This window comes from Anaerovibrio sp. RM50 (assembly GCF_000622005.1).
GTDB lineage: Bacteria > Bacillota > Negativicutes > Selenomonadales > Selenomonadaceae > Anaerovibrio.
This window is the reverse complement of sequence record NZ_JHWV01000006.1, coordinates 110,214-123,205: the sequence shown is the minus strand read 5'-3', so window position 1 is coordinate 123,205 and position 12,992 is coordinate 110,214. Positions and strand designations below refer to the sequence as shown.

Below are 12,992 nucleotides of genomic sequence, written 5' to 3'. Positions count from 1 at the left end.
GTACATTATGCCACTGATAGTTGATGCTAACGTTCCAGTATTTGTTCTTGATGAAGTCTCAAAAGGTGATGTGATAAACGCACAGTACAAGTGTTGGGATGAAAGCATGAACATACTGGTTTTAGACGTTAAAGAGAATTATATCCAAGCTGTCTATCTGCCGAAGATACACGCTACGACATGCTATATCAAAATCAAGGCTGTAGATGTTGCCAATGGTGACTGGAAGCTGAGATATTCACATGATCTGACTGAAGTTAAAGAGGTGATTGTTGGTGACGAAGAAAGCACTGACTAAGGAAGCCTTGATTAAGCTGAAGCTCATCAATGATGAAAGCATTGCGAAAGCTTTGGGCAGATACAACAAGGAACCTGCTGTTTTTCTGCAACAGGCGCCACCTGATAAGGACAATGGCTGGGACAAGGAAAGGCAATATCCGAGGATAGAATTTAACCTTAGTACAGCCTATGCTCCTGAAAGAGAACAGTCAGGCAGTCTGTCAATAGATATTGTCTGTTCCCAGATTGGACCCACTCCAGAAGAAATTGAGCCTCTTGTGAGGCAGTCTCTGACTGGAGTGTTTTATTTCCCAGAAGAAGGCTACCCAATAAACCTCATTTGGAAGAATACTGTTGCTTTTAATGACAACCACGATGAAGCTATAGGAACGATGCGGTATGGCTTATCACTGACATTTGATGTAAACACGTTTCCGTCAATGCAGATTGCTGAACCAGATCCAGTAGCAGCTCTGAATAATTTTTTGGACACTGCTATGCCTGACATCGTTGTTATTGGTATTCACAACGAGGTAGGGTATGTTATTCCTACAAGGGAAAAGCCTGTTGTCTGGGTGAGACGCATATCAACGAGCATGGACCGAGAGACATACGCCTGTGAATGGCTTGTATCGAGGCTCGCAGTCCATGTTTTTGCTCCAAAGATTGTTGACAGGCAATTATGGATAGACCAGATACAACGGTTTATAGACCTGAAAGGCGAAGTAACCATGTTGGACGGTTCGCCTATGCTGGTCGAAAGTGATGATTGGAATTTTGCGGCTGACGAGATTAACGGTCAGCTCCAGATTTCTTTTTCGTATGGAAGATTGAAGAAGGTCTTTTATGTTGAGACCCTTGGTCATGTAAAACAAGAGGTGATAGAAAATGAGTGAAGAAGCAAAGAATACTCCTCAGAAAAACAAGGTTGCAGAAGAAACTTTTTCCGTTGATGAAATTGTGAATGCAAGCAACGCTTTGTTTAATGGTCAGTATAAGCCATATTTGGTAGCTGCGGCTTTGAAGGAATGTGCGAATGCTCGTTTAACCAAGGCTGAGGCTATTGCAAAAGTTACTGCTTTTGCTGATAGAAAGGTGGGAAACTAAATGTCTGGTACTTTTACGATTGGAGAAAAGAAGGTAAGGCCCGGTGTCTACTATCGGTATGAGAATGCTGGCAATGTATCGACTGTAGGCGCAACCAATGGCGTCCTTGCAGCACTGTTCCAGTCCAACTGGGGACCGCTCAACAAGCAGTTTGAGATGGATGTTACTATGATTAACAACATCCCAGATTACTACGGTACAGGGGAAGGCACAGAAGTCCTGAAGGAAGGCTTCAAGGGCGGTGCAACCACAATCCGTGCTGTCCGTGTTGGCGGTGATGATGGTGTTGCTCCTACTATTAAGCTGACCAACTCCAGCGGTCAGAACATCGTTCAGATTGACGGTGCTTATGCAGGTGACAGGGCGTTCACTGTAAGTGTTCGCACTAATCTTGTTACCAATGAGAGACAGTGTGTTATCTATGATGGCACTGAGATTTTCGAGCAGTACAGCTTTGAGGCTGGCAACAATGAGCCAGAAAACCTTGTTGAAGCTATGCGTCTCAGTAAGAACTTCAATGCTGTTTTGCTTGATAAGACGTCTGGTTATGTTGCATCTCCACTGGCAAACATCACTCAGGCTCCAATGACTGGTGGTAAGAATCCTACTGTTACTATCAACAGTTATTCCAAGGGCAGTGACGTTCTTGAGAGATTTAAGTGGAACTGTATTGTTGCTGATACTGACGACAGTGGCGTACAGGCTGTTCTTGAGTCCTTCGTTGAGCAGAGCTATGAGACTGGTCATCTTGGAATGACCTGTATCGCTGGAACCAGCTATGAGGATATGGACAGACGTATTGCCAAGGCTGCTTCCATCAATGATGAAAAGGTTGTATACCTTGTTCATGGTTGGGTTGACAGTGAAGGTAAGAAGTTTGAAGGCTGGAATGCTGCTGCCAGAATTGGCGGTATGATTGCTGCTTTTGAAACCAACACGACCATCACTCACGATGTTATCAAGAATGCTGTTGAGCTGATTGAGCCTATGACCAATGGCGAGATGATTAAGGCTGAACAGCGTGGTTGTCTCGTTCTGTCCGTAAACGACAGTGATCAGATTTGGATTGACAGTGCTATCAATACGCTTGTTACTCCAGACGACAATCAGGACGAAGGCTGGAAGAAGATTCGCAGAACCAAGACCAGATTCGAGCTTATGGATAGAGTTGACTCTACCTGTGAAAAGCTCGTTGCCAAGGTTAACAACGATACCGATGGCAGACAGACCGTCATGGCGGCTGCTCAGAATGTTATCAATGAAATGATTGGCGAGAAGAAGATATTTGATGGCTCCACCATCTATGAGGATGCCGCACATCCAGCAGAAGGTGACAGTGCATGGTTCACTCTTGCTATTGATGATATTGATAGCCTTGAGAAGATTTACATGACTTATCGGTTCAGATTCAGCCAGAACAGCTAAGGAGGTAAACTGTTATGATTAACAAGAGAGGACCCAGCGATGTACGCAGAGTATTCACTGGAAAAGATGGTGTATTATTTAACGCTGATGGCGAGATGCTTGCCACCGTAGAAACGTATCAGGTGCAGACCAACATCACCAACGCAACCTATCAGCCGTTGGGGGATGCTCAGCAGCATGAGGCGTTTCAGGCTTATCAGGTATCTCTTACCTTTACTGAGTGCGTTATCGAGGACAACCAGTTTATCACTGACCTGTTCGAGATGATGACCAGTGGTCAGGGTACTATGTGGACTTTCCAAGGCGTACTGAAGGGCAGAGACGGTACTGAGGAGCGTATGATTTTCAGAGATTGCGTTCCGTCTGGCAATGTTGACCTCCAGAATATGACTGTTGGTGACATCATCAAACGTCAGTGGAGCTTGACCGTCAACAGACCGCCTGAGCTTCAGAGCCTGTTGAGTTATTCTGATTAAGTAATTATAGGGGGTTATTACTATGGCAATTCAGAAAGATGCTAAGCTGAATGAGATTGATGACAACATCATCGAACCTGTAGAGGAGACTAATGGCAAAGACAAGACTGACGACCTGAAGGAGTACGAGGGAGATATTCTCAGTGCTATTTTGGACGCAGCCAGCTTCAAAGACAGTGAGGATGAGACTTATCTCATTCGCATCATCAGAAATAAAAAGGTGTTGCTGAAATTCCGTATCAGACCTTTATCCGAGGAAGAATACGAAAAGTGCAGACGTAAGAACACCAAGTACGTCCGTAACAAGCGTCTTGGTGTTCAGGTTCCAGAGACGACTAATCAGGTTCGTTTCCGCAGTCAGTTGATTTACACTGCTACTGTTGAGGCAGACCGTAAGACGTTATGGGACAACAAGGACGCATGGAACAAGCTCAATGTTGCTTCAGGGATTGACCTTGTTGATGTTGTTCTGAAGGGCGGAGAGAAGGACGAGATAATCGACCAGATTGATAAGATTTCAGGCTTCAGCCTTAGTGATTTGGAAGAAGCAGTAAAAAACTGATTGGAGCAGGAGGAGAAACCACCCTGCTCCATTTCATTTTACAAAGACTGCATATTACGCCTGATGAATACGCATCTAAAACGCCACAGGTTAGGGCTTTTATTAGAGCCAGTATGTTAGCTCAGTTGGACGCTGAGAAACCGAAGGAGTAGTTATTATGGCTAAAGCACATGTTATTGACATTGATATACAGACACATGATAAGACTAGCCAAGGGCTGAGAAGTGCTGAAAAGAACCTCAAGAACTTTGACCGTACTGTTGACAGGACCACTGCCAGACTGAAGAAGATGGCTGCAAGTGAATATAATGTTGTAATTCGTGCTATAGACCGTGTTACTCCAGAAGGCAGTAAAATCCGTGGTGCGTTGAGAAGTATCACAGGCAAGGGTTACAACGTGACGATTAAAGCATTGGACAGAGCCAGTGCCTCGATCAAAAAAATTCATGGAGAACTGAAGTCTCTCACTTCAAGAGTATGGAGCGCAACGGTAAATGTAAGGCAGAACATGGCTGGAAAGGCGAATGCTGCACTCCAGTCCATGACTGGCTTTTCTGCACAGATGCTTGCTGGAGCTGGTATTGGATATGGTATCTACGACACCGTTCAGACATACAAAAGCTTTGAAAAGCAGATGAGTGCTGTTGGTGCAATTTCAGGAGCTACTGGAGCTGAGTTACAAAAGCTCACAGACAAGGCTATGGAAATGGGTGGAACAACCGTATTCTCTGCAACTGAGTCAGCGAAAGCGTTTGAGTATATGGCTATGGCTGGCTGGAAAACAGAGGATATGGTAAACGGTGTTGAAGGTATTATCAAGTTGGCTGCTGCGTCTGGTGAAGACTTGGGCAGAGTATCTGATATTGTAACCGATGCCTTGACTGCATTCGGACTACAGGCAAGTGACTCTGCTAAGTTTGCTGATGTTTTGGCTCAGACAGCATCCAACGCAAATACGAATGTAGGCTTGCTTGGTTATTCATTCAAGTATGTTGCACCGTTGGCAGGTTCCCTGAAATATAGTATCGAGGACGTAAACCTTGCTTTGGGCTTGATGGCTAATGCTGGTCTTAAAGGCGAACAGTCTGGTAGTCAGTTGAGAAACATCATCGCAAAGATGATTTCACCGACCAAAGAAGGAGCTGCTTGGATTGAAAGACTCGGTATCAACGTCAAGAATGCTGATGGCACGATGAAACCGTTTAAGGAAGTTCTTGATCAGTTACGCAAAGGCTTTGCTGGACTGACTGATGCTGAGAAAGCTCAGGCGGCTGCTGATATGGTTGGTCTTGAATCTATGGCTGGTTTGCAGTCTATAGTCAATGCTACAGCAGATGATTACAACAAGCTTGCTGGTGCTATTGATAATGCAACTGGAGCTGCTGACAGGCAGTCGAAAGCGAAGCTCGACAACCTTGCAGGTGATATTACCTTGCTCGGTTCTGCTTGGGAAACATTCCAGCTAAAGCTTATGACTGGCACTGGCAGTGGTAATTTCCTGCGTGATTTTGTTCAGGGTCTTACCAAGGATATTGAAAAGCTGACTAAGTACCTTGAGGATGGTTTGGACATCTCTGATATTGGAAGGATTGTGCTGGATGTTATCAAACAGCTCAAAGATGAGTTCCTGAAACTGGATGGCGTTGGTTCCATCCTTGCTGGTGGAGCATTGGCTGCAGGACTGTACAAGATAGCTGGTCTTAGTAAAGACGCTATAGACGCTGTCACTGACGTATATGGAAAGATGAAAGAGGCTGGCGGTGGTGGTGATATACCGAATATTCCATCTCCAAAGGATATGGCTATAAGCGCCAATACTGTTATTGTCAATGCCAAGAACATGGTTGAAGGCGGTCCAGATTATTATCCGCCTGGCGTTGATGCTGGCAGCGGCGGTAGCGGTGAAGGTGGTAAAGGCGGTAAAGGTGGAAAAGCTGGAGCAGGAGGAGCTGCTAAAGGCGCAGAAACTGCTGCAACCAAAGGTGGAAGCAAAGGAGCGCTTGCAAAATTGGGCAAATTTGGCAGTAAATATGGCGGTGGTATTTTAGCTGGCGTAATGGCTGCTGGATTTGGTGCTTACGATGTTTATTCGACCAAGGAAGCAAACGCAGCACAGGAAGCACAGATGTCTGATGCTGTCAAGAAGGCTCAGGAACAGTATGACTTCCATAAGGCTAACGGTATGGATATGACCGAGGTCGAACAGAACCTTGCAGAAGCCAAGCAAGCTGAGTACGACCAGCAAGTTGCCAATAGAGCAAGTGAAAATGGAGCAGTTGGAGGAGCAATAGGCTCTACTGTTGGTGGTATCGCTGGCGGTATTGTAGGAACTATGGTTGGTGGTCCTGTCGGTACAATGATAGGCGGTATGCTAGGCTCACTGCTTGGTGACTTCATAGGAAGTGCTATAGGTGAGAATTTTGACGCTATCTATGGAACGATAGTTGAAACTATTGACAGCATAGGAAACACCATAGGAGAGGCTTTTGATTCTGTATATAATTCTATAGCTGAAACCTTCAACTCGGTTTATGAAACTGTTACTGGCACTATTGATGAAATAGGAAACGCCATAGGAAACGAAATTGATTATGTCTGCGGTGTATTTGATGAAGTATCTACTGCCGTGTGGGATGTAATCAATACGGTTATTGGCTTGTTCGTAATGGCTGCTGGTCTTTATTACGATGTATTTGTTCAGCCTTGGGTAGACGCATTCAACGCTGCATGGGAGTGCTTGGTTGAAATATTTACCCCTGTTGCTGCTTGGTTTGAAGAAAGTGTCTGGACTCCTCTTTGTGACCGTGTCAACGATGTATACGAGACACTGTCTGAGTATTTCCAGATGGCGTGGGATTACATCTGTAGTTTGTTCAGTTCTACGTCAAGCTGGTTTGAAGAAAGTGTCTGGACTCCATTGTGTGATGAGGTTGCTGCTCTTTATGAGACTATGACTGGATATTTCCAGTCTGCATGGGACTTTGTATGCTCATTATGGGGACAACTGACTGGCTGGTTTGAAAGTACAATATGGTCGCCATTGTGTGACCGTGCGAACTCGGTATACGAAACCATAAAGGCTGCTTTTGAAAATGCTGTTAATGCTGTCAAGAATGCTTGGAATGGTGTTGTTGCATGGTTTGAAGAAAATGTCATTAATCCGCTGAAAGAAAAGTTTGGCGGTATTGGTGAATTTTTGGACAAGGCAAGAAATATCGGTGCAAGCATCACTGGCAAGGGTAGCGGAAGTGAAACTCAGAGAGCTGGTGGTGGTTTTGTATTCTCGCCACAGCACACCCTGATAGGTGAGAACGGTCCAGAGGTAGTTATTCCACTCGGAGCAGGTGCTAGAGACAGAGCTTTTGACTTATTCGAGAGAACGGCAACGATGCTCGGAATAAACGATGCTCCAAAATGGCTCACAAGCGATGATACGTTAGTACCTAATACAAATACATTAGGAACTGATAACATGGCTTCTATGAGCATTTCAGTTGATATAGGCGGTATCGCCCCTAGCTTCGTTATAAATTCTGATGGAAACGCTGATACAGCGAGCATTATGTCTCAGATAAATGAAAATATGAGCATAATCGCAGACAGGGTAGCTGCCAAAATTGCAGAACATGTTGGTGCTATCCGAAATAACCAGCCTTTGAGAGCATGAGGTGGTTTTTATGGCATTTAATTTCATATCAGGAAACATCATGAAGGGCAGGAGTATATCTTCTGCTCTTTTGAATAACCAGTTTTTTAAGATAAAAGGACCATTACGCAGTGCGCTGATGAAGCTACAGTTGTCGCAGGTGCAGAGATTCACTGTTGCCAAGGTGACTATATCGAATCTTGAAAACGACCAAAGTATTACGCTTGCGCTGACGCCAGACAAGGTTTCTGTCAAGAAAGATGGACGTTTCCAGACCTACAACATCATCGAAAAGGGTGAAGTCCAGATACCACGAGGGCAGAATTTGGCTGGTGTAAGTTGGTCATCTGTACTGCCAAGCGAAGCAATGAGCAACTACGGTTTTGTTTTTGCTGAGTATTGGAAGAAGCCTGATGAAGTAGCATCTATTCTTGACGAATGGAGAAAGGCTGGAAATAAGCTGAAGCTCCTGATCACGCAAACTGGAATAAACATGGATGTGTACATAAAGTCCTTTGATTACAGCTATGAAGGTACTGGTGGAAGTATCAATTATTCCATAGAGTTTATAGCTGCTGAGCCAATGCTTGTAAAAACTGTTTCAGAAAAGGACGAGAACAAGCAGACGGAAGGCAACCAGCTTAAAAGCAGACCAGAGAAGCCCGTTGAAGCTACTGCCACAGTTTCAAGTGGTGACAGCTTATGGAGTATCGCACAGGACAAGCTTGGCGATGGTTCAAGGTGGCAGGAGATTTACGATTTGAATAAGGACAAAATCAGCGACCCTGACATGATATATGCTGGGCAGGAGCTGAACATGCCATCCAAATAGTAGGTGTTGCAAATGATTGATATTGCAAAAGTTTCATACAGGATAGTAGCTGTTACGCCAGAAGGTGAGCAGATTGATATTACCGACATCTCTACCAAGCTTGGATGGGAAGAAGGAGCCAAGGAACTGAGTGCGAGGATCAGTCTTGATATTTATGATGCACAGTACAAAGGCAAGTACATGCACGAAATGATTGTGCCGATGACACCGATTTTTGTTTATTCCGTTATAGACGGAAAGAGCGAAGAAGTTATCAGAGGTACGGTTATGAGCTGGGGAGTCAATGAAAATAACGGCACTCAGTCCATAAGTATAACTGCTTACGATGAGGCTATAGCTCTAAGGCACAACAAAGAAAACAGGTATTTTTCTGATGGAGCAACGAGCAAGGCTATCATCTGCAAAATCCTTGATGACTGGAGCGTTAAGTACAACTATCAAGGTCCAGATGTGAAGCACGCCAAGTTTGCTTTCAAGAATGAATACCTTAGCGACATGATTTTCAAGGTTCTTGATGATGCCAAGAAAAAGGGTGCTGGCTCATTCTTTGTCAGGGCGAACAAGGGTGTACTTGATATTGTTCCAAGAGGCGGTAATGAAGACATATACCATTTTGGAATGGATGATAATTTGGTAAAGACGACAGACACGTTTGATTGCAGCAATGTTGTGACCAGAGTTGTCATTGTCGGTAAGGAAGACAAGGAAGGACACCAGAAGGTTGAGTCTGTTATAAGCAAAAAGACTGAGACTTATGGAGTCCGACAGGAGATTTATCAACGAGACACAGACAAGAGCCTCGATGATGCGACCAAGGCAGCCAATGAGCTGCTGAAAGAAAAAGGTGGTATGAAACGCTCCACAAGCGTTCAGGCACCAGACGTTCCTTTCATAAGGAAGGGAGACAGAATAAGGGTTCATGCGAATACTGTACACGGATATTTCTTTGTACAGTCAATCCAGCATAATGCTGAGAATAAGACCATGACCATGAAACTAGATGAAGACAAGAAAAAGAACAGGGAAGTAGCCGAGGCAAATGGTGAAACCTATGTTGAGTTAGATACAGTAACCGAAGATGAGTACACAGGGAGCTGATTGCTATGGCAGAAAAGATGGGTAATGCTGGCATGAATAAGCTTGCCAGTCTGCTTGGAAGTATTGCCAGCGAAGTATCTGAACAGCCGCTTGTTCTCGATTTTGGAATTATTAACGCTGACTACAGCTTGACCACAAACACGTTTCCTGTACCAATACCGAAGCACGAATACTCGGTTTGCAGGTGCATAACCTACGACCCAAGCGTTCCGCTGACCAAGACCTATTACGATGGTGAACACAGCCAGCCAGATGCTGGGTACGGTGGCGCACATATCAATCAGGTTGAGCTTCCAGAAAAGATGTACTGGATCAGACCGAATGATAAGGTACTTGTGGCGTGGGTACAGAATGAAGCTGTTGTCGTTGATATTGTCCTCAGTGGAGACCGTGTCGGATAGGAGCTGATAACATGGCAGAAAATTTATATCCAGTTGTGAATTTGCCTACGTTGATACCGCCTGGGCAGGTTGACCAAGAACAAGTATACAAACAGTCAGTTGCCTTTGATTATGATACTGGTGACTTCGTACTGGACGGAGCCAACAAAATGGTGCTTGCCAGCGGCAAGGATACATTCATTCAGTGGTGTTTGAAACAATGCGTTACAGAGCGTTTCACGAAGCTGGCTTACAGTAACAGCGTTGGAGTAGAGATTCAGGAAGGTATCAAATCCGTAACAGACGTTGAAGGCGTTGAAAGCATTATTCAGCGTACAGTCACAGAGGCTTTGATGGTCAATCCTATCACTGAGTACGTCAGAGAGTTTGAATTTCAGTGGGACGGAAGCGACTCACTGTATGTAAGGTTTGTTGTAAAGGGCAAGCCGTGGGCAGAAGACATTACGCTTACAGTTGCTTATTGATATGGGAGGGAAAATGAGTGAGTATAACAGAATTTAAAATTCCTGATTGGCTTGATGGAGTCAATGCCGACACCATAATGCAGAGTATGCTTGCCAATGTTCCTGCCGATATTGATAAGACCGAGGGCGGTTTTGTTTGGGATTTTCTCAAACCATCATCCTTGGAAAAGGCAGAAATGGTGCAGTTTTATCTTGTACAGACATTGAAGCTCCTGCATCCGATGTGGGCAGACGGTGACTGGCTGGATGTTCACGCTTACGAGAACGGACTTGAACGGAAGGCTGCAACCAAGTCGTATGGAATATTGAAGATTACTGGTAAAAAGGGGACTGTCATTGATAAAGGCTTTGTATTCTGCGTTCCTTCAGATGGCAATGTACCTGCTATACCGTTTGAGTCACTGAACAGGTACGTTATAGGTGATGATGAAGAAATAGAGATTGAAGTACAGGCTGTAAATGGCGGTACTGGTTCCAATGTTGATGAAGATACCATCACCATAATGCAGACACCTATCAAGGGCATTGAGAAGATTACGAATGTGCATCCGACCACTGGCGGTACGGAGACAGAGAATGATGATGACCTGCGTAGACGAATTGATTACTACTTGGCTGGAAACACGAACAGCTTTGTAGGTAATAACGCAGACTACAAGCGATGGGCTGAGGAAGTTGCTGGAGTAGGCTTTGCATATACCATTCCAGAGTATCACGGTCCAAACAGCGTAAAGGTTGTCGTAGTGGATGCCAATGGCTATCCTGCCAATGAAATTATTTGCCAGAATGTCTACACGCATATTTTTGGAACAGACAGGAAGGATATTAACCGATTGGCACCTGTTGGTGTTATTGATTTCACTGTTGTTGCTCCAGAAGAAGTTACAGTAGACATCAGTTTTAAGCTGAAGCTTGAGACTGAGTATGAAAGAGATACAGTGATAGCAAATATCAGAAAATCTCTTATGTCGTATTACGCCAGCGTTGCAATGGACACAAGCAATTATGAGCGTGAGCTGAAGTTTTACAAGATAGCAGCTATCATCACTGACACGTTAGGTGTGAATGATATTGATGACGTTCTTGTAAACGGAGCTGACGATAACATCAAGTTTGGCAGAGAGGAGTACCCTGTAACTGGAGATTTAGAGGTGACTATGTATGAGTAATAAAGACATAATTACCGAAAAACTTCCTACCACGAAAACAGGCAAACGAATGCTCAAGCGAGTTTCCCCGATTTACGGAAAGTCCTATGTTGCCAAAAATCTCTTTGAGGTAATTGGCATAGAGTGGGAACAGGTCTGGGAATATCTCCAGAGCGTAAGGGAACAGGGCTTTGTATGTAAATGTACTTGGGGCTTTGGCATAGATGCTTGGGAAGACAGGTATTCCATTCCTCATAATTACGACCTTGATTTGCAGACAAGGCGAGATAACATCAGGATGAGGAGGGTCGTGAAATATCCGCTCAATCCAAAACGCTTTGAAATGCTTGCAGAGGAAGCTTCAGGCATTGACATCAATGTTGATGAAACATTTGATTATGGCGTTGTTGCAATAGAGTTTGATATTGACAATGATTTGTCCAAAATTCCTTATATGTTTAAGGTGCTGAGAAAAGAAAAGCCATCGCACTTGTCGTTGAGGATGGTAGCTGACATCTTCCAGAGTATGGCTCCGTCCCATGATCCGTTTAGGAATTATCCGAATATTCTTGATGGAAGTCACCTGCTCAATGGAGCTATTACGCTTTCAGGCTACAGGATAGAACGGTTCTTAGGGTATCACGATGGTTACATCAATGAAAATGTTTTTGGCAGCAACCATGATCATGACATTGATATTGTTATGCAGTATGACTTGCTGCATGACCAGAATTTTGTTCCAAACAGGCTGAATAGCCAGAACCGCCTGAACAGCCAGAAGAAGCTCAACCGTGGTGACAGCAGGAAGCTCATTAACCATGAAGCTCTGTTCCTGAGGGTGTTTAATCACCTGCATGACAGGAACTTTGTTGTGAACAGGCTCAATGGTCAGGACACCTTGAATCACGATAAAAATCTTAATTGCCGTGGAAGCGTGAAACTGGTTAGCCATGATGTTTTGTTCATGAAGGATGTTCCTATAAAACAGCATCTTGCAAAACAGACAGCTAATACAATCACGATAAGGATGCCGACCATGTTGAACGGAAGGCATGTTATGGATGGAAGTTTTGTTATGAACAGTGAACCGTATGAAATTGGAGGGAATGTGTTATGACGAATGAAATTACAATGGCTCAGACATTGAGCGTTGGTGATGAAGATTTTTACAAGATTAACAAAGTAACTACAAATCATTACCGTGATGCCTTGGCACAGGCTATAGGCAGCTCAGGTCAGATACCAGTCATCAAGAAAATGGCTTTTGGAGACCAAGGCAATGTTGACTCTTATGGCAATCCTGCCCCTCCAGACGAAGCAACGCCATTAAACCACGTTGTCGTTGTAAAAGAAATAGAAAAGACCACATTTACTGGTACAGGCAAGGTCACTTTTGAAGCTCAGATTGTCGCTGGAGACATAGGCGAAACCTTTATCAATGAGCTTGCCTTGCTTGATGAAAATGATGAAACTGCCGCCAAGATAAGGCTGGCGAATGATATGGGTATCAATCAGGAGATTGGTGCTGTTATCAGATGGACAGTATCTTTTTAA

Annotated in this window: 14 protein-coding genes; all 14 read left to right on the top strand. The window is 44.2% G+C overall.

Annotated elements, in window-relative coordinates; all coding sequences use genetic code 11:
* Nucleotides 1–7 precede the first annotated feature (7 nt).
* The 14 genes from T525_RS0104135 to T525_RS0104070 all read left to right on the top strand — a co-directional run bounded on the left by T525_RS0104135 (nucleotide 8) and on the right by T525_RS0104070 (nucleotide 12,992).
* A complete protein-coding gene (locus T525_RS0104135) occupies nucleotides 8–298 on the top strand; it encodes a DUF5026 domain-containing protein (protein WP_027406166.1) in 291 nt (96 codons plus the stop codon).
* Nucleotides 276–1,175 (top strand): hypothetical protein, encoded by a 900-nt coding sequence (locus tag T525_RS0104130; protein ID WP_027406165.1) that lies wholly within the window; start codon nucleotides 276–278, stop codon nucleotides 1,173–1,175. The genes T525_RS0104135 and T525_RS0104130 overlap by 23 nt, the downstream gene beginning before the upstream one ends.
* Nucleotides 1,168–1,386 (top strand): hypothetical protein, encoded by a 219-nt coding sequence (locus T525_RS0104125; protein WP_027406164.1) that lies wholly within the window; start codon nucleotides 1,168–1,170, stop codon nucleotides 1,384–1,386. Before T525_RS0104130 ends, T525_RS0104125 begins: the two co-directional genes overlap by 8 nt.
* Nucleotides 1,387–2,811: a phage tail sheath subtilisin-like domain-containing protein gene (locus tag T525_RS0104120; protein ID WP_027406163.1), complete on the top strand. Its 1,425-nt coding sequence runs from the start codon at nucleotides 1,387–1,389 to the stop codon at nucleotides 2,809–2,811.
* A 14-nt stretch (nucleotides 2,812–2,825) separates the two neighbouring features.
* Nucleotides 2,826–3,287, top strand: a complete 462-nt coding sequence (locus tag T525_RS0104115; RefSeq protein WP_027406162.1) for a hypothetical protein — start codon at nucleotides 2,826–2,828, stop codon at nucleotides 3,285–3,287.
* Between the two features lie 22 nt (nucleotides 3,288–3,309).
* The gene (locus T525_RS0104110; protein ID WP_072031618.1) at nucleotides 3,310–3,849 is read left to right on the top strand and encodes a hypothetical protein; all 540 of its coding nucleotides are present in this window, start codon (nucleotides 3,310–3,312) and stop codon (nucleotides 3,847–3,849) included.
* 157 nt (nucleotides 3,850–4,006) lie between these two features.
* Nucleotides 4,007–7,516 (top strand): phage tail tape measure protein, encoded by a 3,510-nt coding sequence (locus tag T525_RS16520; RefSeq protein WP_051533391.1) that lies wholly within the window; start codon nucleotides 4,007–4,009, stop codon nucleotides 7,514–7,516.
* Nucleotides 7,517–7,526: 10 nt separating this feature from the next.
* Nucleotides 7,527–8,327 (top strand): LysM peptidoglycan-binding domain-containing protein, encoded by an 801-nt coding sequence (locus T525_RS0104100; RefSeq protein ID WP_027406160.1) that lies wholly within the window; start codon nucleotides 7,527–7,529, stop codon nucleotides 8,325–8,327.
* Nucleotides 8,328–8,339: 12 nt separating this feature from the next.
* Nucleotides 8,340–9,425 (top strand): hypothetical protein, encoded by a 1,086-nt coding sequence (locus T525_RS14140; RefSeq protein WP_051533390.1) that lies wholly within the window; start codon nucleotides 8,340–8,342, stop codon nucleotides 9,423–9,425.
* A gap of 5 nt (nucleotides 9,426–9,430) precedes the next feature.
* Nucleotides 9,431–9,826 carry a hypothetical protein gene (locus T525_RS0104090; RefSeq protein WP_027406159.1) on the top strand — a complete coding sequence of 132 codons (396 nt, stop codon included), beginning with the start codon at nucleotides 9,431–9,433 and terminating at the stop codon, nucleotides 9,824–9,826.
* An 11-nt stretch (nucleotides 9,827–9,837) separates the two neighbouring features.
* Entirely contained in the window at nucleotides 9,838–10,290 is a 453-nt protein-coding gene (locus tag T525_RS0104085) for a DUF2634 domain-containing protein (RefSeq protein ID WP_027406158.1), read from the top strand.
* A 17-nt stretch (nucleotides 10,291–10,307) separates the two neighbouring features.
* Nucleotides 10,308–11,459: a baseplate J/gp47 family protein gene (locus T525_RS0104080; RefSeq protein WP_027406157.1), complete on the top strand. Its 1,152-nt coding sequence runs from the start codon at nucleotides 10,308–10,310 to the stop codon at nucleotides 11,457–11,459.
* Nucleotides 11,452–12,555: a putative phage tail protein gene (locus T525_RS0104075; protein ID WP_027406156.1), complete on the top strand. Its 1,104-nt coding sequence runs from the start codon at nucleotides 11,452–11,454 to the stop codon at nucleotides 12,553–12,555. The genes T525_RS0104080 and T525_RS0104075 overlap by 8 nt, the downstream gene beginning before the upstream one ends.
* Complete coding sequence (locus tag T525_RS0104070; protein ID WP_027406155.1) at nucleotides 12,552–12,992, top strand: hypothetical protein; 441 nt, start codon at nucleotides 12,552–12,554, stop codon at nucleotides 12,990–12,992. Before T525_RS0104075 ends, T525_RS0104070 begins: the two co-directional genes overlap by 4 nt.